Origin of the sequence: Chryseobacterium sp. KBW03, from assembly GCF_003852415.1 — a bacterium.
Taxonomy (GTDB): Bacteria; Bacteroidota; Bacteroidia; order Flavobacteriales; family Weeksellaceae; genus Chryseobacterium; species Chryseobacterium viscerum.
Genome location: NZ_QAJO01000005.1, coordinates 930581 through 952974 on the forward strand (window position 1 = coordinate 930581; position 22394 = coordinate 952974).

Sequence of the window (22394 nt, forward strand, 5' to 3'; positions counted from 1 at the left end):
TTTCTTTAGTTATTATAAATTTTTTCTTCTAATCTTTTCAATTCAAGATTAGCATCATAGGATAGTTTAATATCTACCAAATGTTCCTGTAATTCATTTAAATATTTCTCAGCTTCCTGGTAATTACCCAAAGCGATATTTAATCTGATCAGGTTAAAATAAAGGTATTCTCCAATCTTTTGGTTGTAAGGAGCTTTCTTATCGTTGTAATTCACTTTTGTCAAAGCACTTTTCCAAATGTCAATTCCTTTCTGCATATTCTCCATGGCTACTTTATTCGGCGCATAATCCGTTTTTGCCTGAAGTTTTTTCAGATTGGTCGTCACGTAGATATACGCTTTTTCCAGATCGTCATACTCTCCTTTATTTTTTACCGTTGATAAGGTCACCGTAGAATTGATGGTCTGATATCCGAAGTTTTCATTAATAATATTTCGTGTACGGTCCATCGTTCTCTGCAGATATCTTTTCTCCTGGGCATTGAGATTGATTTCATTAGTCGGAACACTTGCTATTTCAGCAAAATCTGAGAAATAGGTTTTATCCAGTTTTACAGCGCCACCCTGTTTTGCGATAATCCTTGTTGGCTGATTGGCGAAAGTTTTTCCCTGATTGTCCTGAAAATTTGTTCTTTCCATTTCAATGACGATGTCAAGATAATTTCCACCTTTTGAAAAACCTGTCACATCCATTTGAGAAGCCAGAATTTTATTATCCACAATTAAGGCATCTTTAAGATCAGGCTGCTGATAAACCGGCATCGGAGGAATATTAATGATAGGTCTTGAAGGTAATCTCAATACCGGAGCTCCATTGGTTGCAGCAATTTTTTCCACCGCTGATAATTTGCTGTATTCTGCAGATTCAAGTTTATATTTTTCCTGAAGTTTTTTTACCTCAGCATCATAGTCTTTTAATCTTTCCTGATGTTCATATTTGGCATTTTCAACGTTCGTCTGATAGTTGTCTACCTTTCTTTGATAGTCTTCTTTTGACAATCTTACAACATCTTCCTTTGTAATATTATAGGGAGATTTTACGGTAATCGTATAATTTCTGTTGGAAAGTTCCGTAGGAAAAACCGGTTCTTTCAGAAGCTGAAAACTGATAATCTCTTTATCAATTCTTTGGGCCTGTGAAAATTCGGAATAGAATAATGGTATTAAAAAAAGGAGTTTAAGTGCATTCATGGATGATATAGTTTTCGGCGCAAATTTATAATAATTTTACCAACATTTTTGAAGAATCATTTTTCCAGTTATTATTTAATTTGATCATAAAAAAGGCAGCCACACGAATGCAACTGCCTACAGAAATTATTAACTCAAAAAATTTTATTTCTTAATGGCTTTTACTGTTGATTTTGAGCCATCTTTAAAGTTCATTGTCACTAAGTATAATCCGGCATTCAATTCACCTAACTGAAGTTCATTGGTAGGTTGATCAATAGTTTTCACTACTCTTCCCGCCACATCTGTTACTGTAACAGATTTCACATCTTTGATATCAGCGATATGCAGAACATCTTTGAATGGATTAGGATATACACTGATTTCTTTTTTCTTAACAGATGTTTCAGCAGTTGCTAAATTAGACTGTGTAAGCGAAAAATCATCAAATCCCATATAATATGGAGCTGTTGTTGTATTTAAAGTTTTAATTCCAAATGAATAATCACCGGTAGATGTTGGCGTATAAGAAACAGTAACCTTAGTATAAGTAGCACTGTTACTTCCACCTGCAGCTGTTTGATCAGCTGTAATAAATGTTGTTAAGCTGGTTGCTCCGGTCGCTGTTTGGCCATTATTAACCAATACTTCATTTTGCCAGCCCGCAAAACCATCTCCTACCCAATAGAATATAAAATCATATGACGTTCCTGCAGTTAAAGTAAATGTAGGTGTCCATAAATAAGCAGCATTGGTATATGGATAATAAATCGTCAGATAATTAGGTGCAGATTTAGGATCATTATATCCTTGCTGAGAAGCATTTGCTGACGTAAAATTATTTGTAGATGAACTTCCTCCCGGAGTTTGTTTCCAACAATTTGGAATAATCGCAGAACCTATAGTAGCCATCGCATCAAAATTTTCGCTCCAAGGAAGTGTAGTTATGGGAACACAAAGTGTTGTAAACTGTGTAGAGGTAGCGCTCCATATACTCTTATCAGATGCACTACAGCTAGATCTCACCCATGCATAATATGTAGTAGATGGCTGCAGCCCGCCTAACGGCGCAGAAACAGTAGCAGAAGTTACAGAGTTCGCAGCATTCAAAACTGTAGTAGCATCAGGGGCTGTATTTGTTGTGCTGTAATATACTTCGTATCCGTTTGCAGGAACTGAAGAAGGAGCCGTCCAGCCTATTGCTGCTGAATTTGCGGTAACGTTTGATGATGTAACTGCAGTTGGCTCAAAACAGGAAGGAATATTCTGAACGGTAATATTATCAATATAAATGGAACGTGAAGTACCTCCTAAACCATGTTTAAATGCTAACTGCAAATCAGAACCTGCAGGAATATTTACCGTATACTGTGTATGGGTAGTTGTCAAAGCAATAGGAGAACCTATTTGTGTAAAAGATGCCGGATCTGTAGGGTTTGATAGCGTCCCCACTAATAATGTATAATTACTTCCTCCGGATTTTGCATAAAATCTTACACGCTTTGTTCCATCTGAAAGGTTTGTAGTAGGAGGTGCAACTAACATCTGGCTACCCGTAGTAGCACTTGAATTGGTCATATAATAAGCATTAGGTGCTGAATAATTATTTGATGTCGTTACATATCCATACCCTGCAAATGATGCACTTTCCAGATATGCCCAGCAGCTTGGGGCATTAGTATTTGAAGTAGAACCAACACTTGTCGTATCAAAATTTTCTGTGTATGGAACCGTGAAAGTAGAACAAGCTGTTTTAAATGTTCCTGCAAAAGACCATACACTCTGGCCGGTTGCAGTGTTACAGTTGGATCTTACCCAATAATAATAGGTTGTATTTGAATTAAGACCTCCTATCGTTGTACTTGTACCTGCTACTCCCGGATAAGTAGGAGTTACTGAACTGGCAGGTGTTGTATTGGAAGTACTGTGATATACATCATAACTTGCCGCATTGGTTGGAGCTGTCCAGGAAACTAAAGCTGAGTTAGCTGTAATCCCTGAAACCGCCTGCAATGTTGGAGGCACACAGTCTGAATATACATCTGCTGAAAAAGCAAAAATATTAGGATACCCTGCGCCACTTGCTTTGGTTACTGCTACACTCTGTATTGGCTTTGCCTGGTTTGCAGCATCTATAGCTAATGGAGTCTGGTAAAGTCTCGGATCTGTAGTACTGGATTCCAGAGCATCTGAACTTCTTTTGATCCTTCCTATTCCCTGTACGGCAAAATTGGCTCCTCCATACCAGTCAGATAGACTTATATTGGAAAATACCTGGCTGCTGCCATCAGAAAAATTGACGGTTACATTCACTACAGATGTTCCACTACCACTGGTAGAGAGCATATACAGAATAAAAGCAGGTTTAGGAGTAGTAAAAGTAAGCGTTCCGCTATCATTTGCAGCGGCTAACCTTAATGCATTATTTCCACTTAAATTTCCTAAGATATAGCTCAATCCCGGTGTTCCGGCAACGACAGAATTAATAATTCCATCTGTTGGAAGACCATAAGTAAGAGGTGTACTTGTAGAGGTCAGTTGAAAATCTTTCGCTACAAAAGCGTAAGAAACTCCGTCTACATCATTGTTTGTGGAAACTAATGAGGAGCCTATTCCGTTTGCAATTACATCTGCCGTATAGCCTGAAGCAACCGGCATAGTTTGATAATTTTGAGCCATCATTACAGAGGCAGAAAACAGAGCGATAGCGGGAATCACTCTAGAAAATAAATTTATTGCCATTTTATTCACATTTGTGGCGAAATTTAGTAAAAATAACAATACAAAAAAGATATTTCTGAAGAAAAATCAAAATAATTACAAAACACAGCAAATATCAACATTTCAACTAATGAAGGTTATTAGAATTTTAAAAGAATTTAAAGAATGTTGAGCCATTTCTTATTGATCCTTAATTTTATTATTGAGAAATTAAATCCTATTTTTGTCATACAAATTTTTTGAACAATGCCGAATATTTCAAACAGAGCACTGCATATGCCGCCATCGCCGGTAAGAAAACTGGTTCCCTTTGCGTTACAAGCAAAACAAAAAGGAATAAAAGTATATCACCTTAATATCGGACAGCCTGATATTGAAACTCCGGAAACAGCTTTAAATGCTTTAAAAAACATCGATTTAAAAGTATTGGAATACGCACTTTCTGAAGGGAATATAGAATACAGAAAAGCCCTTACAGAATATTATCATTCATTAGGTTTTTCAGATATTACTCCTGATAACTTCATTGTTACCAATGGTGGTTCTGAGGCCCTAAACTTTGCCATCTCTACTTTATGTGATGAGGGTGATGAGGTGATTATTCCTGAGCCTTACTATGCTAATTATAACGGTTTCACCAGCACATTCGATGTGAATATTGTAGCGGTACCTTCTACTATTGACACAGGTTTTGCGTTGCCTCCTATTGAGGAATTCGAGAAAAAAATCACAGAAAAAACAAGAGCGATCATCATCTGTAACCCTGGGAATCCTACCGGATATCTGTATACCCGCGAAGAGCTTCAAAAACTTGCAGAAATTGCTTTAAAATACGATATTGTCATCATCTCTGATGAAGTATACAGAGAATATGTATATGACGGAAAGCAGCAGATCTCAATGCTAGACTTCCCTGAATTAGCTGAAAACTGTATCATCATAGACTCTGAATCTAAACGTTACTCTATGTGTGGAGTAAGAATCGGATGTCTGCTTACACGTTCCAACAAGATCCGTAATGCTGCTATGCTTTTTGCACAGGCGAGATTAAGCCCTGTTCTTTTGGGACAGATTGCTGCAACAGCTGCACACGAAAACGATGGTCCTTACATCAGAGCGGTAAGAGAAGAATATACCCACAGAAGAAATGTATTGGTAGATCTATTGAATGCCATCCCTGGTGTTATCTGCCCTAAACCTAGAGGTGCTTTCTACTGTGTCGCTGAACTTCCGGTAGATGATACTGAAAAATTTGCACAGTGGCTGCTTGAAAAATATTCTCTGAATAATGAGACGATCATGGTTGCTCCTGCCGGAGGATTCTACAGCAACCCGGAATTAGGCAAGAAGCAGGTAAGAATTGCTTACGTGCTGAAAGAAGAAGATTTAATAAGAAGTGCTGAAATTCTTAAAGAAGCTTTAAAGAAGTACAGAGAAGAATTCAGCCTGTAAAATATATCCTATGCCGACAACAAAATATATATATCTGAAAATACTGTTTTCGATTCTTTTGCTGTCGGCATTTTTTTCCTGTGACTCAAAAAAAAACGAAAAGGCGGCTTCCTACAAAAATCCACATGAGATTACTTTCATCAGTGTATCCCATATCGAAGGAAACCTTGGAAATTACAGGATCATTAAAGTCACCAAAGATTCCGTTTTTGCAGAAAAAGGAATAACGGCCAATCAAACCCATAAAGCATGGGCTTCTGCCATCAATTCCAGCACCTGGAAACAGCTTGTATCATCAGTCAATATTGTTGATCTTGACCACATAAAAAGTTCTCCCAGCCAGCAATCGGTAGACGGTATAGATGAAACATTTCAGATCCGTACTCCAAAAAAATCACATATCTATGTGAATGCATATGCGGATACTTTACATTACAAGCAGTTACAGCAACTTAAAGAACAACTAGACAAGATTCTTCCTAAAGAATACCAATAAAAACATGCAAGAAAATTTTTCATTGAAGCCTTATAACACCTTCGGTGTTGAAGCCAAAGCCCAATATTTCACTGAAGTCAATACTATTGATGAATTAAAGGAAACACTTGTTTTCTCGAAGACTCAATCTCTTCAGGTTCTGTTTTTGGGGGGCGGAAGCAACATTCTTCTTACCAAAGATTTTGAAGGACTTGCCATCAAGCTTAATTTAAATGGAATTTCCGAAGAGAGCATCAATGAAAATGAAGTCCTGGTCACGGCAAAAGCAGGTGAAAACTGGCATCAATTTGTGATGTACTGCTTACAAAAAAATTATGGCGGACTGGAAAATCTTTCTTTAATCCCCGGAAATGTAGGAACCTCTCCTATGCAGAATATTGGGGCTTACGGAACAGAAATCAAAGATACTTTTGTCAGCTGTCTGGTATTGGATTTAGAAGATCTTGAGCTTTCAACTTTCAACCTAGAGCAATGCAGATTCGGTTACAGGGATTCTATTTTCAAACAGGAAGGAAAAGGAAGATATGTTATTCTGGAAGTCACTTTTAAGCTTACCCAAAAAGATCACCGTATCAAAACAGAGTACGGAGCGATTCAGTCTGAACTGGAGAATCTTGGTATTAAAACCCCAACCATTCAGGATATTTCAAAAGCGGTCATCAATATCAGACAAAGCAAACTGCCGGATCCTAAAGAAATCGGAAATGCCGGAAGCTTTTTCAAAAACCCGACAATTCCTTTGGCTCAATTTGAAGCGCTGAAACAGCAATTTGAAAATATCCAGGGCTATCCCAATGGAGATAAGGTAAAAGTTCCTGCAGGATGGCTGATTGAACAATGTGGATGGAAAGGGAAACAGATCGGGAATGTTGGTTCACACAAATTGCAATCCCTTGTGATCATTAATGCTACAGGAAATGCTACAGGAAGAGAAATTTTTGATTTCTCTACGGAGATTATCAATTCTGTGAAAGAAAAATTCGGGATAGAACTTGAACGGGAAGTAAATATTTTATAAAATAGATAAAAGCTGTATTCATGATGAGTATAGCTTTTTTATTATCTCTTAAAATATATCAGCTGGATAAACGCGAAGGCGCAAGGATTTTTAATTTACTTTGTTGTTTTAGGACGCAAAGATTTTATCTGTGATAAAATTGAATTCTGTATATTTTATATAATATGATCTCTCGCGGATTTTGCAGATCACGCGGATGTTTATGGAAAAATCTGCCTAATCTCCTAAATCTGCGAGAATATTTTGTTTTAATAAACTTTGGGGATATCATTATTATTCAAAATCTTTGCATTTATGAGGTAAAAATTTATCTGTAATAAAATCCAATGCTGTATAATTTTGTGCTATAGGATGTAATTACCTTTTATTCCATTCTTGCTGAAAATCAAAGATTTTATTGCGCCTTAAAAGTATTGTATTATTCAAAATATTTGCGCCTTTGCGTTTTCCAACAATAATATAGTTTTTAAGTGCAAAGTTTTATTTACAATACAATTGATTACTGCATATTTTAAGCAATATGATCTCTCGCTGATTTTACAGATCCCGCGGATGTTTATGGAAAAACCTGCCTAATCTCCTAAATCTGCGAGAATATTTTGTTTTAATGAAACTTTAGGAATATCATTATTATTCAAAATCTTTGCATTTATGAGGTAAAGATTTATCTGTAATAAAATCCAATGCTGTATAATTTTGTGCTATAGGATTTAATTACCTTTTATTCCATTCTTGCTGAAAATCAAAGATTTTCTTGCGCCTTAAAAGTATTGTATTATTCAAAATCTTTGCGCCTTTGCGTTTTCCAACAATAATATAGTTTTTAAGTCGCAAAATTTTATTTACAATACAATTGATTACTGTATATTTTAAGCAATATAATCTCTCGCTGATTTTGCAGATCACGCGGATGTTTATGGAAAAACCTGCCTAATCTCCTAAATCTGCGAGAATATTTTATTTTAATGAAACTTTAGGAATATCATTATTATCCAAAATCTTTGCGCCTTTGCGTTTTATAACGGCATTACAACGTATTCAATAACAATACATCCCCAAAAAATCATTATTTTAGCTTAAAATTACAATTCGAGATGAAAATAGCTATTCTTGGAGCCGGAAATATGGGACTCTCTTTTTCAAAATCATTTTTAAAATACGAGCTGATCAAACCTGAACATCTGCATCTTATTATCAGAAGTGAATCCAAAATCTCCAAAATAGCTGAAGAATTTCCCAAGTCTAAAATTTCCACATTTGCAGACGTGAAGGATGTTGATGCTGATTTGGTCATTATCGCTGTAAAACCTCAGGATTTCCAGGCGGTTGTTCAAAACATTCAATTTACTTTTAAAGAAAACCAGATGGTATTATCCATCATGGCCGGAATCAATATTGAAAAAATTCAAAAATCACTGAATCATCCGCTTGTTGTAAGAGCAATGCCGAACTCTCCTACTCTTTTAGGAATGGGAATTACGGGTTATACTGCTGCCAACGGAATTTCTTTCAGTCAGCTCATTAATATCGAAAGATTACTGAACAGCACCGGAAGATCTGTTTATTTGGAAGATGAAAACCTTTTGGATGGTGTTACTGCCCTTTCCGGAAGTGGTCCCGCTTATTTCTACTATATCATTGATGCGATGATCAAAGCAGGAATTGAAATGGGAATTGAAGAAAACCTTTCCAAACTTTTTGTAAAGCAGACAATGCTTGGGGCTTATCATTTGATCAATAACTCAGAAAAAAATCTTGAGGAACTGATTAAAGATGTTGCTTCTAAAGGTGGAACGACTGAAGCAGCCTTAAAAACATTTGAAGAAAGCAGTCTCAAAGAAATTCTGAAACAAGGAATTCTGAATGCTGAAAAACGCGCTAAAGAGCTCAACAGTTAAGATTCTTTTCACTCCATCTGCAAAGCAACCATCCCAAATATACCCCGAAAGTATTCAGGATGATATCGTCTACTTCAAATATTCCCATTCTTGTAAAGTATTGAAGAGCTTCGGCAATAACGATGCATGAGATAAAACTATATAGTAATGGCTTCAGTTTTTTCAGGTCAGAGAAAACCCAGCCCAAAAATCCAAAAGGAATAAACATGATAACATTTCCTAAAACAATCTTTACAATATCTATCGTCTTATTTGTACCCTGGATAAATTTTATCGTCGAAAAAACAGGTTCTACAGTAATGAGATTTTCTTCGTACTGAAATCTGCCCATTCCCCAAAACATCAGATAGAGCAGAAACAGAGTATACGGAACAATAATAATTTTATATATTTTCTTCATCATTGAACTGCTAATATATTCATTTTCAATTCTGCTTACAATATATTCTAAAAATTTACGTCCATAAAAAGAGAGCCATTACAGCTCTCTTTTCAGATTATATCATTATGATTTCCTTTTCATTGGGATCTGCAGGTTTGTCGGGCGGTTTTCTTCTGTGTCAAAACCTCTGCCGTCAATATTTCTTGCTCCCCAGAACATCATATCATTGAAAATATAGATCAGGTCATACTCCTTAAAAATCTGCCCTTCCACCAATCCAAACGGCAAAAACTTTTTTCTTAATATGCTTTGAGATTTTCCGGTCTCCCACACTTCAAAATTTTCTTTTGCAAGGGTATTTAAAACAACGGTAAAATTTGGAATTAAAGGGGTTACTTCATAAACCTCATCAGCCGTAAAGTCTACTTTTTGTGCTCCTTCTGCAATATTGTGACTTCCTTTCCATTCTACATGCCCTTTAAGAGCAATTTTAGCCAAAGGTATTTCTCCGTAAGCATCGGCATAATTAATAATTTCCAGCTCAAATTTATCTTCAGGAAGAAATGTAAATGATCTTTTCAAATAAAAAGGTTTCAGACTTCCATCTGCATTTTTTAATGCACCTGGACGGATTTCTGTTGAAATACTCTCCCATTCTCCCAATGCCTTTTTTCTTATCTGTTCTATCATACTGCTGTTGAATTTTTTAATTAATTATATGGGAAACATTCCATTTCCATTAACAGAATTTTCTGCGGTCACTTCTTCCTGCAATACATCCCAATGCTCCACTATTTTATGATCATTTATCCTAAAAATATCCACTGCAATCATATTTTTTCCACTCCAGTTTTGATATCGTCCATGGATCATTACAATATCTCCATTTTCTGTAATGGTTCCCGGCTCATATCTGAAATCTTCAGGTAAGGCTGGCACAAACTGCTTCAGAGCCTCTGTTCCGTTGGGAATTGAAGGGTTATGCTGAATATAATGATCTCCAAAATAGGTATCGAATGCTGTAACATCTCTATCAACAAAAACAGCGGTGATTGCTTTTAATACTAATTCTTTATTATCCATACTTTATTGTCTTTATATCCACGAAGTTATTACCTTTGTACTACTTATTAATACTAGTCTCAATTATTATTTATAGTATATTTTTTTAGACCAATGGAAAATAAAAGGAAAAATAAAGATTTCAATCCCAATAATTGTCCGGTAACTCATTTTTACAATAAAGTAGGAGGCAAATGGAAAACCGTAATCATGTATGGAATAAGCATGAACGTGAACCGTTTCAGCATGCTTCAAAAAGCCATTCCCATGATCAGTAAACAAATGCTGGTAAATCAGCTCAGAGAAATGGAAGAAGATCATATTATTGCAAGAACAATCTATGCAGAAATCCCCCCAAGAGTAGAATATCAGCTTACAGAATATGGAAAAACCTTTATGCCGATCCTTATGACCATTCAGGATTGGGGAATTAAAGATATGGCGTTAAAAAATTAATTTTTTAATAATCTATTTTGACTTTGAGTTTCTTATTACAAACCTTATTTTTACATTATATTTTATTTCAATGAAATACGTTTTACTTACACTTATTTCAGCAATGCTGCTGTCGGTTTCATGGCCAACTTACGGGGTCCCGTTTTTTATATTTTTTGCCCTTGTCCCTCTTCTTATGATGGAACATGGGGTTTCAAAATTTTCTGATTATAAAAGAAAGAGCTGGATGGTCTTCGGATTGTCTTACCTCTGCTTTGTGATCTGGAATGTAGTCACTACAGGATGGCTGTACGGCGCAAAGAATCCGGATGGAAGCCACTCTCTGCTGGCTGTTTTATTCCCCGTCCTGGTAAATTCTCTTTTATATTCTTTGGTATTTCAATGCTATCACTGGTATAAAAATGCTCAGGGAACGTATTGGGGACTTGGGTTTCTGATCGCAATCTGGATGAGTTTTGAAAAGTTTCATATGGGATGGGAATTGACATGGCCATGGCTGAATCTGGGAAATGTATTTTCAGATTACCCGAAACTGATCCAATGGTATGACACACTGGGAGCTACAGGAGGTAGTTTCTGGATCCTTCTGATCAATATTCTGATCTTTTATACGATAAGAACGTGGGAAGCGGGAAGAAAGAGAAAAGATCTGATTAAAAATTCTTCTATTGTAGGAGCTTTAATTGTTCTTCCTATGATTATTTCCGTGATCAAATACAATAATTTTAATGAAAAACCAATTGGACAGGTCAACGTACTGATGTTACAACCTGATCTTGATCCTTATGCTGAAAAATATTCAAAAGACAGTTTAATTATAGAGCAGGATCTTTTAGCACTCGCTGAAAAAAACTCAACAGGTAAAATAGATTATTATATAGCTCCGGAAACAGCCCTTCCCGGAAGAGGATCTATTTCTGAAACTGCTTTTGAAAAGAGTTTACTTTTAAACAATATCAAAGGATTTTTATCCAAACATCCGGGATCTGTTTTTGCAACAGGAATTTCTTCACACCGTTTTTATTATAATCCTGCTGACCTGCCTAAAGAAGCGTACCCAATCAATAGCGGTGTCTGGGTAAGCAGCTATAATACAGCGATTCAGCTTGTACCTAATCAAAAAGTTCAGGCGTATCACAAAGGGAAATTGGTACCGGGTGTTGAAATATTCCCTTATATGAATGTTTTAAAACCACTTTTAGGAGATGCCATGCTCAATCTTGGAGGTACTGTAGCTTCTTTAGGAACAGACAAAGAAAGGGTTGCTTTCTCAAATCCTTACAACAAAGGAAAATTAGCTCCTATCATTTGCTATGAAAGCATTTATGGTGAGTTTGTAACAGACTATGTAAAAAAAGGTGCCAATTTCTTAGGAATTATGACCAATGACTCCTGGTGGGGGGTTACAGAAGGACACAAACAGCTTTTATCTTACGCAAAACTGAGAGCCATTGAAACCAGAAGAGAAATTGCCCGTGCTGCCAATAGTGGTATTTCTGCTCATATCAATGCTAAAGGTGAGATTACCGCAGATACTTTCTATGGAGATCAGACCGCTTTATTTGCAAAAGTAAATCTTTATGATACCATGACGTTCTATACAAGAGCCGGTGATCTTCTTTCAAGGTTTTCAATCTTTGCTTTAGGATTTTTACTGTTTTATTACCTGATTGAGTGGTTTAAAAAGAAAACGAAGAAAGCATAGTTTTTTAAACACAAACTGCACAAATTTTCACACGAATAACACAAAGTCTGCGAGAAAATATAATGCTCGAAAGTCCTGCAGATCGCACAGATTTTCAGTGTATGAAATTTAATTATTCTGATTGTAAATAATTAAAATATTGAACATAAAAAAAGAGAAAAGCCAGCTGGACGTCTGGCTTTTCTCATTGATAGAAGATAGAATTGATTCAATTACTTAATCGTAAGCTTCTTGGTGGTTATTTCGTTTTTTATCTTCAGTTTTAATAGATATACTCCTTTAGGTAAATGAGAGACATCAATAGACTGATCTCCATTTACCGTAATATTAAGTTTTCTTCCGTCCATTGAATACATTTCAGCTTCCGAAACTTTTCCTCCTTTGATATATACTTTATCTGATACAGGGTTTGGATAAATGACAAGCTGTTTATCAGATTTAATTTCTGCTGTTCCCAGTACACTCTGCACAGAAGCATCAGAATATACTTTTGAGGCATCAATAGACTTTACACTCCAATACACATTCTGAATGGCCGGATCAAGATCCAGAAACCAGGAAGGCGTTGTCACAACATATTTAGCAATGTCATGAGCTCCCTGTGTAGATCCCACCGTAATTTCATAACGCAGAGCATTCACCGGAGTTTTATCATCCGAAGCGCCACTCCATGCAAAATTAAAACGGTTTCCGTTTTTGGTCATATTCAGCTGAGTGGGAGGAGTCGGCTTTGCGTTTTCTGCTGTAGAATTATTTTTAAAGACCTTAGTCAGTGAAGGAAGATCAGCAGTTGCCCAGTCAAATCCTCCCAGCAGGATATCCAGATGATGATCATTATTAAAATCAAAAAGATGCACCAGCCCGGGACCTCCCAATTGAGTAATACCCGTTATAATTCCTTCATTAAATTTATGATCAGATGTATTGTATATATAGGTTTTTACAACCGCATTATAGTTTTCGTTTCCAGCAATGATAAAGTCATAATATCCGTCATTATTAAGATCACCAATACTTATTGCGGCATCCGAAATATCATTTACAGCAATCACCTGGGGAGTCAATGTACCTGTACCGTCATTCATTAAAACAGCAAAATACCCATCATCATTTCCGTCTTTTCCTATCACAATAATATCCTGAAATCCGTCTGCATTAAAGTCTGCAAAATCTATTTTCCCACCGGATAACGGAGCAAGATCCTGTGTATGTGTAAGAACGCCTGCCTGGTTCATGTATACCTTAGAAACCGGAACTCCATTGATATCCGATCCGATAATCACAAGATCCAGAAGATGGTCATTATTTAAGTCTACAATTTTGAAACTTCCGTTTTGGGTTCCGTCAACCCAATTCTCTGTCATATCAAAATCAGTCCCTGTATTTTTATAATAATCTAATGTATTTCTGAAACCGCCTCCATGGGCATATTGAGTTCCATTAATGGCATAGTCCGGTTTCCCATCATGGTTAAAATCAAAAACTTCCATTGATCCATAGATTTTTCCAGGAAGTTCAGTTTCTTTTACAAATCCTGTCCCTGTATTTTTGAATCGATAATGTTTATAATTAACAATATCCATATAGCTGAGTCCGGTGGAAATAATATCCATCAGCCCGTCATTATTATAATCAATGAACTTAATATCCCCCAAATGGTTAGCGTCAATTCCCAATCCTGCATAAGGCAACAATGTCGTTCCATTATTCTGATATACTTCATTATAAGTACTATCTACATTTCCGTCGCCATCAGAATCTATAGCTCCGTTCAGTACAATATCCATCGTACCATTGTTGTCTATATCCGCAATATCAGCTGCCGAATAGTAAAAATTATTCATGCTGGTCTGTATCTCAGTAAAGTTTTGAGCCATCAGGCCAACAGGCAGCATAGACAATAAAATAGAAATCCTCCTCATGATTATTTTTATTTAGATTAATTAAAAACAAAGATAGATTATTAAATTCTTTGTCTAAAAAAAAGCCTGTATGAAATATATCAGGACCCATTATCTGCTGTATCCCAAGGATTCTACTATTTTAAAAATTCAATATTATTAATCAGTCACTTATTTACAAATATTTTCCAAAAGATTTGTCTATCTAAAAAATTCTTCGTTATTTTGCACTCTCAAATATTATACAAATAAGAACATCGAGATATGTCAAGAATTTGCCAAATAACAGGAAAGCGTGCAATGGTTGGTAACAACGTTTCTCACGCTAATAACAAAACGAAGCGTCGTTTTGAAATTAACTTATTAGAGAAGAAGTTTTACCTTCCAGAGCAAGATAAGCACGTTACACTGAAAGTATCAGCTCATGGATTGAGAGTGATTAACAAGATTGGAATCGAAGAAGCTATTGAAAGAGCTACTAGAAACGGATTGATTAAAAAGAATTAATAAATCATGGCAAAAAAAGGAAATAGAGTTCAAGTAATCCTTGAATGTACAGAGCACAAAGAAAGCGGTATGCCAGGAATGTCTAGATACATTTCTACAAAAAATAAAAAGAACACTACAGAGAGATTGGAATTGAAAAAATACAATCCTGTTCTTAAGAGATCTACCCTTCACAAAGAAATTAAGTAATTTATAAATAATATCTTACCATGGCAAAGAAAGTAGTAGCAACCCTACAAAGCGGTCAGTCTAAGAAGATGACTAAAGTGGTGAAAATGACTAAGTCTTCTAAATCAGGAGCTTACGTTTTCGAAGAAAAAGTAATGAACGCTGACGAAGTAGACGGTTATTTGAAAAAATAATCAGTACTTTGTTTACAATATAAAAAACTACTCATATTTTGGGTAGTTTTTTTGTTATCTTTGTTCACCAGATTATTAATCAGCAAAATATGAAAAAGATTCTTGTTCTGGCATGCACAGTAACTTTTCTATTTTCATTCAGTCAGAAAACGATGAGCTCTATAGAATATAAAAATTCACCAAAAGTTTTCAGCATAAAAGGACTTTCACAGTCAGTAAGTATCGACTGCGGAAGCTCCAAAATGATCTTATTGTCTGGGCAGGTGCCTCTGGATACTGAAGGTAACTTAGTAGGAAGCACTATAGAGGAACAAACCCATCAGGTTTTCAAAAATATTGAAAACATATTGAAAGAATACGGAGGTACCGGGAAAGATATTATTAAATTGGGAATCTTCACCACAGACATCCAAAAAACACCTGATTTTAGAAAAGTCAGGGATTTGTATGTTAATATCCAGAACCCTCCCGTAAGCAGCCTTGTAGAGGTGAGCAGACTCTTCAGAGACGATGTGCTTATAGAAGTAGAAGCTACAGCAGTGATTAAAAATAAATAAGAATAAACTAAAACTATGAGTTGGTTTAAAAATATTTTCAAAAAAGAAGAAAAAGAAACCTTAGACAAAGGATTGGAAAAATCCAGTCAGGGATTCTTTGAAAAAATGACGAAAGCCGTAGTCGGCAAAAGTAAAGTAGACGATGAAGTACTTGATGATCTGGAAGAAATACTGATTGCTTCTGATGTAGGCGCCTCTACCACTATCAAAATCATAGAAAGAATTGAAGAACGTGTTTCAAGAGATAAATATGTAGGAGTAAACGAGCTGGATAGTATTCTTCGTGAAGAAATCTCAGGACTGCTTCTTGAAAACCCTCACGCCAGTACCGGAAACATCGACACTTCAAAGAAACCATATGTCATTATGGTAGTAGGGGTGAATGGTGTTGGAAAAACAACGACTATCGGAAAACTGGCTCACCAGTTCAAATCAGAAGGTAAGAAAGTCGTTCTTGGAGCTGCTGATACCTTTAGAGCTGCTGCCGTAGATCAACTTGTTATCTGGAGTGAAAGAGTGGGTGTTCCTATTGTAAAACAGGAGATGGGCTCTGATCCTGCTTCTGTAGCATTTGATACCGTGCAGAGTGCTGTAGCACAAAATGCGGATGTGGTCATCATCGATACAGCAGGAAGACTTCACAACAAGATCAACCTGATGAACGAACTTTCCAAGATCAAAAGAGTCATGCAGAAAGTGATTCCTGATGCCCCTCATGAGATCCTACTGGTTCTTGACGGTTCTACAGGACAGAATGCCTTCGAGCAGGCAAAACAATTTACAGCGGCAACGGAAGTGAATGCTTTAGCAGTAACAAAATTGGACGGAACAGCAAAAGGAGGTGTTGTCATCGGAATCTCTGATCAGTTCCAAATTCCAGTTAAATATATTGGTGTAGGCGAAAAAATGCAGGATCTACAGCTCTTTAATGGTACGGAATTTGTAGACTCATTCTTCAAGAAAAGATGATTTATATCATGTTTTCCCTTATATTAGCAAACTAATCATTTTTAAATATTAACAATAAAAAAATTTGCAACTATGGGAATACTAACATGGATCTTATTCGGTCTTATTGCTGGTGCAATCGCTAAAATGATCATGCCCGGAACTCAGGGAGGAGGATGGCTAATCACTATTATCCTGGGAATCCTTGGAGCTTTTGTAGGAGGAGCTATTGGAGTTTACGTTCTACATTGGGGTGATGTCTCTTCATTCTGGAATCCTAGAAGCTGGATTCTTTCAATTGGAGGAGCTTTAATCCTACTCTGGATTTACGGAATGGCTACCAAAAAAAGCTGATATCAAATATCAATGTTGATAAAAAAATAAAATCCCGGATCTGAAATTCAGATCCGGGATTTTCGTGTACAATATAAATTTAGTTAGTTGTTGATTCTAATCTGATAAGGCATTTCCATTTTCACCTCAGACTGTAATTTTTTGTCTGTGATTTGCTGTAAAATCTCATAGTTGGATTTACCTATTTTATTTTTAATAATTCTGGCAGAAACATCCTCTTCGTTCAGATCCTTGAAGATTTGCTCGAAAGGCGACATTCTCTTAGGGAAAGCATCTACCTGGTAAGATTTCAATCCGGCCTTCTGTGCAGCAAACTTCACAGCATCATTCAGCGTACCCAATTCGTCTACCAAACCAATCTGCTTGGCACGAACTCCGCTCCATACTCTACCCCCTCCTACATTGTCAATCTGCTCAAAAGTTTTCTTTCTGTTCTGAGTCACAAAATGTACAAATCTCTTATAAGTACCTTCTACACTTCTGGTCATCATATTCACACCATAAGGAGTCACTCCGTTTAGCCCTGAATAATACATAGAGTTCGCATTGGTAGCAACAATATCTGCACGGATTCCGTTTTTACTCGCGATATCTTTATAATAAGGCATTACCCCAAATACTCCGATAGAACCGGTAAGCGTGTTAGGCTCTGAATAAATTTTATCAGCCGCCATTGCTACATAATATCCACCTGAAGCAGCATAATCTCCAAAAGAAACGACCAATGGTTTTTTCTTTTTCAGCTGCTGCAATTCAAATAAAATTTCATCCGAAGCATTAGCGCTTCCCCCCGGAGAGTTGATTCTGAAAACGACTGCTTTCACTTTATCATCGTCCTGAAGTTTTTTGATATAATTCACATACTTGTCAGAATGAATATCATTATACTCATCTCCATTGTTGATAGATCCTGAAGCATAAAGTACAGCTACCTTTTCACCCGATTTATCTTCGTCCGAATAAGAGCTGATATAACTTGACAGAGATATTTTATTAAGCTTTTCTTTTTCTTTTAAACTCAATTTCGACTTAATAAGATCTTCATATTCCGATTTCTGAATAAGTTTGTCTGCAAGTCTGTATTTTAGGCCCTGCTCAGGAATCATTCCATATAAGCTGTCTGTAATTGTTCTGAACTGAGCGGTATCAATTTTTCTTGAAGCTGCTATTTTATTGGACGTATTTTTCCAAAGATCATTCAAAAGAGTGCTTAGCTGCTCTTTATTTTCCGGAGAAATATCATTTCTTAAAAAAGGTTCTACCGCAGACTTAAATTTACCGTGACGGATCACTTCAATTCCGATACCATATTTATCAGCAAAATCCTTAAAGAATGTAACCTCAGTAGAAAGACCTTTCAATTCGATTCCTCCTGCCGGATGCAGATAATATTTGTCAGCTACAGATCCTAAATAATAAGCTGATTGTGATACTCCGTTTCCGTAAGCATACACAAATTTTCCACTTTTCTTAAAATCTTCAATAGCATTTCTAAGATCATCGATCTGAGTAAGCCCGGCATTCAAATTATCCGCCTCAATACTAATTCCTTTAATATTATCATCGGTTTTAGCTTTATTAATAGCTTCCAATGCATCATATAATAGAATACTTTTATTTTGGGAACTTATACCAAACAACCCCATCTGCTCTTCAGTAGGACTATCGATTATATTTGTTTTTAAATTAATCGTAAGAACCGAGTTCTTTTTCACTACTGCCGACTTGTCATTCCCCATGGAACTGAACACAAGCACTGTAATGAAAAAGATGAAAAATAGAGCGCAAAGTATGATAATTGCTACTATATTTGCCAAAACGTTTTTAAAGAAACTTCTCATAAATCAATCAATTTTCTAATATGTCGCAGCATAAGGTCGTTTTGTTACTAGGAAGTAACTTAGGAGAGCAAAAAAAAAATATAGAGCTTGCATTAAAGAAGATCAATGAGGCAGGAAATAACATTTCACAAACCAGCGAATATTTAATGTCTGACCCTGTAGAATTTGCCAGTTCCAATATTTTTTGTAATATTGCAGCAATAATATTCACACATCTTTCACCAATTCAACTGCTTGATTGTATTAAGAATATAGAAGTTGAGATGGGAAGAATTAATGATTCAAAAGTCTCCGGAGGGTATACCGACAGGATAATAGACATTGATATCATTAAGTATAATGAATTAGTTTTTAAATCAGAAAGATTAGAAATCCCTCATAAAAAACATCTTTTTGAACGGGATTTTTCCAGAATATTATTAAAAGATTTTATTTAAAACATAAAACATATTGTATGAAATTAGGTTTATTATTATTGGCTACGACATTGCCAATTGCAGCTTTCGCACAGAACAGCAGCACTACAGTAAACTCTTCCACAGAGTATCCTAATACATTCTCCTCAGGCTCCGCTAATGTACAACCCTTTGACAATAAAGCCAGACGTTTCAGAGACTGGTCTATTTCTGTCGGAGGAGGTCCCGCATTTATGGTTCACTCCGATTTAAAATCTATCCGCAAGGATAAGATCAATTGGGGGTACAATGCTTACGTAAGCGTAGATAAGCAAATCACACATGCATTCGCTCTAAGCGTTATGTATATGAGAGGAGAAACGAAACAAACAGCACAACTTCCCGGTGCTGCAGGAGTAAAATCAGGAATTGCTACGGCAACAACCCAGTTTGATAATATCTCTTTATTAGGAGATATCAACTTCTCAAACTTATTCAGAAGAGTAGATAATCATTCACCTTACAGATGGGCACTCCATGGGTATATGGGAATTGGAGTTCAGGGATTCAGAACGTCATTACATGACAATGATGAATTCAGATGGAGTACAACTCCTAGAAGAGCTCCTTTATTCATTAAGCAGGATATCGATATCAACTCTATCTTCTATCAGGGAGGTTTAGGAATCAAATACAACGTTTCTAAACTTATTGATGTTGAAGCAAGAACGATGTACATTATCAGTGGTGATGATGAATTCGATGGCGGCGGATGGGCAGATCCTAATGACTATGATCCTTCTACTCCAGGTTCAAAATATAATATGCTAAACCCTAGAAGATCAGATAATGCATGGACAGTAAGTTTAGGTGTATCTTTCAAGTTAGGAAAGCAGTTATCTCACCTTGCATGGCATGATCCGCTTCAGGAAGCTTACTACAGAACCAGCGTTCTTGAAAATGCATCTACAGATCTTGTCGTTTGTGAAAAAGGCGATGCAGACAATGATGGAGTATGTGATGATTGGGACAGACAGCTTGATACTCCTGCAGGAGCAAGAGTAGATGGTGCCGGAGTTGCTTTGGATATGGACCTTGACGGAGTTATTGATCTTTATGATAAATGCGTAACCGTTCCAGGACCTGTTGAAAATAACGGTTGCCCTATCAAATAATTAAAAGCTGAAAACTGCTTTTTCAAAAAAAATCAAATAATAATACACGATGAAATTAAGTTTAGCAATTGTTGCATTTGCTTTGGCAATTCCTTCTGCCACTTATGCACAAGACTCAACTGCAGATTCTGGCGGAAAATACCCTAATACATTTTCTTCGGGATCTGCGAATGTTTCCCCATTTAATAATCAATCTAAAAGATTTAATGACTGGTCTGTTTCAGTGGGAGCGGGTGTTCCACTTCTTCAATCGGCAGATTTAACTTCTATCAAGAATGGTAATGGTAAAAATCTTTTTGGATATTCTGCTTATGTAAGTATTGATAAAGCAATTACACATGCTTTCGGAATCAACTTACAGTATGACAGAGGTGAAACCAGACAAGGATGGTTCAACAGTAAAGATGCAGCACCTGATGGGACTGCAGTAGCTGGAAGAACTCAATATGACGCCATCTCCATTTTAGGAGATATCAACTTCTCTAATTTATTAAGAAGAGTTGACAACCACTCTACTTACAGATGGGCTCTTCATGGATATGCAGGTATTGGTACTATCGCTTACAGAGCATACCAGAAAGACAGCAAAGGACAGAGGCTGATGACTGAAATAAAACCTTTCCAATTAGGTTCAATGTTTATGCAGGCTGGTACAGGTCTGAAGTTTAAAGTAAACAGAAGAATCGATATCGAAGGTAGATTAATGTATGTGATAACCGGTGATGATGAATTTGATGGAGGCGGTGATGCTTACAGTTCAATCAACAAACGTTCTGAACAGGTTTCTGACAATTTCTTCAATGCGACTTTAGGACTTTCTTTCAAACTAGGAAAACACGAGTCTCATGTAATGTGGCATGATCCGCTTCAGGAAATCTATTACAAACTGGATGTACTGGCTAATAAAAACCAGGATATCGAAGTATGTAAAAAAGGAGATGCTGATAACGATGGAGTATGTGACGATTGGGACAGACAGCTTGATACTCCTGCAGGAGCAAGAGTGGATGGTGCCGGAGTGGCGCTTGATGTTGACTTAGATGGTGTAATCGATCTTTACGATAAGTGTGTCACTGTTCCCGGACCTGTTGAAAACAACGGATGCCCTATCATTAAAAAAGATAACAAAGAGACTGCTGTAGAAGTAGAAAAAACTCTTAAAGATATTTACTTCAATTTTAATAAAGCGACTATCAGACCTGAATCTAACGAAAAATTGGATCTGGCTGCTTCAATTATTAAAGAAAACGGAGGTAACTATCTGTTAACAGGACATACTGATATCAAAGGGAATGCTGCTTACAACCTAAGACTATCTAAAGAAAGAGCTGCTGCTGTAGTAGGCGCTTTAGAAAGCAGAGGAATCAATGAAAATATACTGAAGTCAAGAGGAGTAGGTTCTGCAGAAGCAACTGTTCCTGCATCAGCTTCAGATGCTGAGAGATTAGCGGACAGAAAAGTGACTGTAAAATTTATAGAAAGCTCAGAATGGGATTCGATCAAAAAGAAAGACTATGAAGATGCGCCTGTAAAAAAATCAGTAAAAAAAATTCAGGCTAAGAAAAAGAAGAAATAATTCTTGTAAATACATCCTAAACCGAAAGGAAACGTTCTTTTCGGTTTATTTTTTTTCTACTCCGAATTTTTTTACATATCTTTAACATTATTTTTGGGATGCCCTTTAGAAACACATTAAGAATCAGCGAGTTCATCTTGAAAAAAATTAACACAAAATCGTTTTTTAACGTAAAAATTCATTTAAAATAACTTAACTTAAAAAAATAACACTATGAAATTAAGTTTAGCAATTGTAGCATTTGCTTTGGCAATTCCTTCTGCCACTTATGCACAAGACTCAACGGCAGTTTCAAAAGGACAGTACCCTAATACATTTTCTTCAGGATCTGCTAATGTTTCCCCATTTACCAATCAGTCTAAGAGATTCAACGACTGGGCTATTTCCGCAGGGGTTGGAGTTCCACTTCTTCAATCGGC

Annotated in this window: 22 protein-coding genes and 1 pseudogene; 16 read left to right on the forward strand and 7 right to left on the reverse strand. The window is 36.3% G+C overall.

What is annotated here, in order from left to right; translation table 11 throughout:
• Nucleotides 1-5: 5 nt before the first annotated feature.
• Together DBR39_RS15755 and DBR39_RS15760 are read right to left on the reverse strand one after the other, a co-directional pair.
• Nucleotides 6-1190, reverse strand: coding sequence for a hypothetical protein (locus DBR39_RS15755; protein WP_124534663.1), 1185 nt, complete (start codon nt 1188-1190; stop codon nt 6-8).
• A gap of 144 nt (nt 1191-1334) precedes the next feature.
• Complete coding sequence (locus DBR39_RS15760) at nt 1335-3911, reverse strand: fibronectin type III domain-containing protein (protein ID WP_124534665.1); 2577 nt, start codon at nt 3909-3911, stop codon at nt 1335-1337.
• 225 nt (nt 3912-4136) lie between these two features.
• On the opposite strand from DBR39_RS15760, the gene DBR39_RS15765 reads away from it, so the two are divergent.
• The 4 genes from DBR39_RS15765 to proC all read left to right on the forward strand — a co-directional run bounded on the left by DBR39_RS15765 (nt 4137) and on the right by proC (nt 8754).
• Complete coding sequence (locus DBR39_RS15765; protein ID WP_124534667.1) at nt 4137-5342, forward strand: pyridoxal phosphate-dependent aminotransferase; 1206 nt, start codon at nt 4137-4139, stop codon at nt 5340-5342.
• A 10-nt stretch (nt 5343-5352) separates the two neighbouring features.
• The gene (locus DBR39_RS15770) at nt 5353-5838 is read left to right on the forward strand and encodes a hypothetical protein (RefSeq protein WP_124534669.1); all 486 of its coding nucleotides are present in this window, start codon (nt 5353-5355) and stop codon (nt 5836-5838) included.
• Between the two features lie 4 nt (nt 5839-5842).
• Entirely contained in the window at nt 5843-6856 is a 1014-nt protein-coding gene (gene murB / locus DBR39_RS15775; RefSeq protein ID WP_124534671.1) for a UDP-N-acetylmuramate dehydrogenase, read from the forward strand.
• Nucleotides 6857-7950: 1094 nt separating this feature from the next.
• Nucleotides 7951-8754 (forward strand): pyrroline-5-carboxylate reductase, encoded by an 804-nt coding sequence (gene proC, locus DBR39_RS15780; protein WP_124534673.1) that lies wholly within the window; start codon nt 7951-7953, stop codon nt 8752-8754.
• Here proC and DBR39_RS15785 read toward each other — a convergent pair.
• The 3 genes from DBR39_RS15785 to DBR39_RS15795 all read right to left on the reverse strand — a co-directional run bounded on the left by DBR39_RS15785 (nt 8744) and on the right by DBR39_RS15795 (nt 10219).
• Nucleotides 8744-9157, reverse strand: coding sequence for a VanZ family protein (locus DBR39_RS15785; protein ID WP_124534675.1), 414 nt, complete (start codon nt 9155-9157; stop codon nt 8744-8746). The two genes, proC and DBR39_RS15785, sit on opposite strands and share 11 nt — an antisense overlap.
• A 102-nt stretch (nt 9158-9259) precedes the next feature.
• Nucleotides 9260-9826, reverse strand: a complete 567-nt coding sequence (locus DBR39_RS15790) for a hypothetical protein (protein ID WP_124534677.1) — start codon at nt 9824-9826, stop codon at nt 9260-9262.
• Nucleotides 9827-9850: 24 nt separating this feature from the next.
• Nucleotides 9851-10219, reverse strand: a complete 369-nt coding sequence (locus tag DBR39_RS15795; protein WP_124534679.1) for a nuclear transport factor 2 family protein — start codon at nt 10217-10219, stop codon at nt 9851-9853.
• A gap of 93 nt (nt 10220-10312) precedes the next feature.
• On the opposite strand from DBR39_RS15795, the gene DBR39_RS15800 reads away from it, so the two are divergent.
• Nucleotides 10313-10654 (forward strand): winged helix-turn-helix transcriptional regulator, encoded by a 342-nt coding sequence (locus tag DBR39_RS15800; RefSeq protein ID WP_103234359.1) that lies wholly within the window; start codon nt 10313-10315, stop codon nt 10652-10654.
• Between the two features lie 70 nt (nt 10655-10724).
• Entirely contained in the window at nt 10725-12359 is a 1635-nt protein-coding gene (lnt, locus tag DBR39_RS15805; RefSeq protein ID WP_124534681.1) for an apolipoprotein N-acyltransferase, read from the forward strand.
• Nucleotides 12360-12571: 212 nt separating this feature from the next.
• Here lnt and DBR39_RS15810 read toward each other — a convergent pair whose 3' ends face one another.
• Nucleotides 12572-14281 (reverse strand): T9SS type A sorting domain-containing protein, encoded by a 1710-nt coding sequence (locus tag DBR39_RS15810; protein ID WP_228447850.1) that lies wholly within the window; start codon nt 14279-14281, stop codon nt 12572-12574.
• 243 nt (nt 14282-14524) lie between these two features.
• Here DBR39_RS15810 and rpmB point away from each other — a divergent pair, with 243 nt between their 5' ends.
• The 6 genes from rpmB to DBR39_RS15840 all read left to right on the forward strand — a co-directional run bounded on the left by rpmB (nt 14525) and on the right by DBR39_RS15840 (nt 16988).
• On the forward strand, nt 14525-14767 hold the full coding sequence (gene rpmB, locus DBR39_RS15815; RefSeq protein WP_002976757.1) for a 50S ribosomal protein L28: 243 nt from the start codon (nt 14525-14527) through the stop codon (nt 14765-14767).
• Between the two features lie 6 nt (nt 14768-14773).
• Nucleotides 14774-14956: a 50S ribosomal protein L33 gene (rpmG, locus tag DBR39_RS15820; RefSeq protein WP_027373683.1), complete on the forward strand. Its 183-nt coding sequence runs from the start codon at nt 14774-14776 to the stop codon at nt 14954-14956.
• Nucleotides 14957-14976: 20 nt separating this feature from the next.
• Nucleotides 14977-15129, forward strand: a complete 153-nt coding sequence (locus DBR39_RS15825; protein WP_081989060.1) for a DUF4295 family protein — start codon at nt 14977-14979, stop codon at nt 15127-15129.
• An 89-nt stretch (nt 15130-15218) separates the two neighbouring features.
• A complete protein-coding gene (locus DBR39_RS15830) occupies nt 15219-15686 on the forward strand; it encodes a RidA family protein (RefSeq protein ID WP_124534683.1) in 468 nt (155 codons plus the stop codon).
• A 15-nt stretch (nt 15687-15701) separates the two neighbouring features.
• On the forward strand, nt 15702-16655 hold the full coding sequence (gene ftsY, locus DBR39_RS15835) for a signal recognition particle-docking protein FtsY (protein ID WP_103234354.1): 954 nt from the start codon (nt 15702-15704) through the stop codon (nt 16653-16655).
• Between the two features lie 72 nt (nt 16656-16727).
• Entirely contained in the window at nt 16728-16988 is a 261-nt protein-coding gene (locus tag DBR39_RS15840) for a GlsB/YeaQ/YmgE family stress response membrane protein (protein WP_124534685.1), read from the forward strand.
• A gap of 83 nt (nt 16989-17071) precedes the next feature.
• On the opposite strand, the gene sppA is transcribed toward DBR39_RS15840, so the two are convergent.
• A complete protein-coding gene (sppA, locus tag DBR39_RS15845; protein ID WP_124534687.1) occupies nt 17072-18829 on the reverse strand; it encodes a signal peptide peptidase SppA in 1758 nt (585 codons plus the stop codon).
• A 20-nt stretch (nt 18830-18849) separates the two neighbouring features.
• On the opposite strand from sppA, the gene folK reads away from it, so the two are divergent.
• The 4 genes and pseudogenes from folK to DBR39_RS15865 all read left to right on the forward strand — a co-directional run.
• Nucleotides 18850-19266: a 2-amino-4-hydroxy-6-hydroxymethyldihydropteridine diphosphokinase gene (folK, locus tag DBR39_RS15850; protein ID WP_124534689.1), complete on the forward strand. Its 417-nt coding sequence runs from the start codon at nt 18850-18852 to the stop codon at nt 19264-19266.
• A 17-nt stretch (nt 19267-19283) separates the two neighbouring features.
• Nucleotides 19284-20399 (forward strand): OmpA family protein, encoded by a 1116-nt coding sequence (locus DBR39_RS15855; RefSeq protein ID WP_124534691.1) that lies wholly within the window; start codon nt 19284-19286, stop codon nt 20397-20399.
• A gap of 49 nt (nt 20400-20448) precedes the next feature.
• Nucleotides 20449-21975, forward strand: coding sequence for an OmpA family protein (locus DBR39_RS15860; protein ID WP_124534693.1), 1527 nt, complete (start codon nt 20449-20451; stop codon nt 21973-21975).
• Between the two features lie 213 nt (nt 21976-22188).
• A pseudogene (locus DBR39_RS15865) lies at nt 22189-22394 on the forward strand (OmpA family protein); the annotation flags it as partial.

What these genes read in the sequence shown, in the direction of transcription:
- DBR39_RS15795 (WP_124534679.1), bottom strand. Translation starts at nt 10,219, where the DNA reads ATGGATAATAAAGAATTAGTATTAAAAGCAATCACCGCTGTTTTTGTT.
- DBR39_RS15755 (WP_124534663.1), bottom strand. Translation starts at nt 1,190, where the DNA reads ATGAATGCACTTAAACTCCTTTTTTTAATACCATTATTCTATTCCGAA.
- DBR39_RS15830 (WP_124534683.1), top strand. Translation starts at nt 15,219, where the DNA reads ATGAAAAAGATTCTTGTTCTGGCATGCACAGTAACTTTTCTATTTTCA.
- DBR39_RS15810 (WP_228447850.1), bottom strand. Translation starts at nt 14,281, where the DNA reads ATGAGGAGGATTTCTATTTTATTGTCTATGCTGCCTGTTGGCCTGATG.
- DBR39_RS15825 (WP_081989060.1), top strand. Translation starts at nt 14,977, where the DNA reads ATGGCAAAGAAAGTAGTAGCAACCCTACAAAGCGGTCAGTCTAAGAAG.
- DBR39_RS15785 (WP_124534675.1), bottom strand. Translation starts at nt 9,157, where the DNA reads ATGATGAAGAAAATATATAAAATTATTATTGTTCCGTATACTCTGTTT.
- ftsY (WP_103234354.1), top strand. Translation starts at nt 15,702, where the DNA reads ATGAGTTGGTTTAAAAATATTTTCAAAAAAGAAGAAAAAGAAACCTTA.
- DBR39_RS15860 (WP_124534693.1), top strand. Translation starts at nt 20,449, where the DNA reads ATGAAATTAAGTTTAGCAATTGTTGCATTTGCTTTGGCAATTCCTTCT.
- DBR39_RS15840 (WP_124534685.1), top strand. Translation starts at nt 16,728, where the DNA reads ATGGGAATACTAACATGGATCTTATTCGGTCTTATTGCTGGTGCAATC.
- rpmB (WP_002976757.1), top strand. Translation starts at nt 14,525, where the DNA reads ATGTCAAGAATTTGCCAAATAACAGGAAAGCGTGCAATGGTTGGTAAC.
- lnt (WP_124534681.1), top strand. Translation starts at nt 10,725, where the DNA reads ATGAAATACGTTTTACTTACACTTATTTCAGCAATGCTGCTGTCGGTT.
- proC (WP_124534673.1), top strand. Translation starts at nt 7,951, where the DNA reads ATGAAAATAGCTATTCTTGGAGCCGGAAATATGGGACTCTCTTTTTCA.
- DBR39_RS15855 (WP_124534691.1), top strand. Translation starts at nt 19,284, where the DNA reads ATGAAATTAGGTTTATTATTATTGGCTACGACATTGCCAATTGCAGCT.
- murB (WP_124534671.1), top strand. Translation starts at nt 5,843, where the DNA reads ATGCAAGAAAATTTTTCATTGAAGCCTTATAACACCTTCGGTGTTGAA.
- rpmG (WP_027373683.1), top strand. Translation starts at nt 14,774, where the DNA reads ATGGCAAAAAAAGGAAATAGAGTTCAAGTAATCCTTGAATGTACAGAG.
- sppA (WP_124534687.1), bottom strand. Translation starts at nt 18,829, where the DNA reads ATGAGAAGTTTCTTTAAAAACGTTTTGGCAAATATAGTAGCAATTATC.
- DBR39_RS15790 (WP_124534677.1), bottom strand. Translation starts at nt 9,826, where the DNA reads ATGATAGAACAGATAAGAAAAAAGGCATTGGGAGAATGGGAGAGTATT.
- DBR39_RS15765 (WP_124534667.1), top strand. Translation starts at nt 4,137, where the DNA reads ATGCCGAATATTTCAAACAGAGCACTGCATATGCCGCCATCGCCGGTA.
- folK (WP_124534689.1), top strand. Translation starts at nt 18,850, where the DNA reads ATGTCGCAGCATAAGGTCGTTTTGTTACTAGGAAGTAACTTAGGAGAG.
- DBR39_RS15800 (WP_103234359.1), top strand. Translation starts at nt 10,313, where the DNA reads ATGGAAAATAAAAGGAAAAATAAAGATTTCAATCCCAATAATTGTCCG.
- DBR39_RS15770 (WP_124534669.1), top strand. Translation starts at nt 5,353, where the DNA reads ATGCCGACAACAAAATATATATATCTGAAAATACTGTTTTCGATTCTT.
- DBR39_RS15760 (WP_124534665.1), bottom strand. Translation starts at nt 3,911, where the DNA reads ATGGCAATAAATTTATTTTCTAGAGTGATTCCCGCTATCGCTCTGTTT.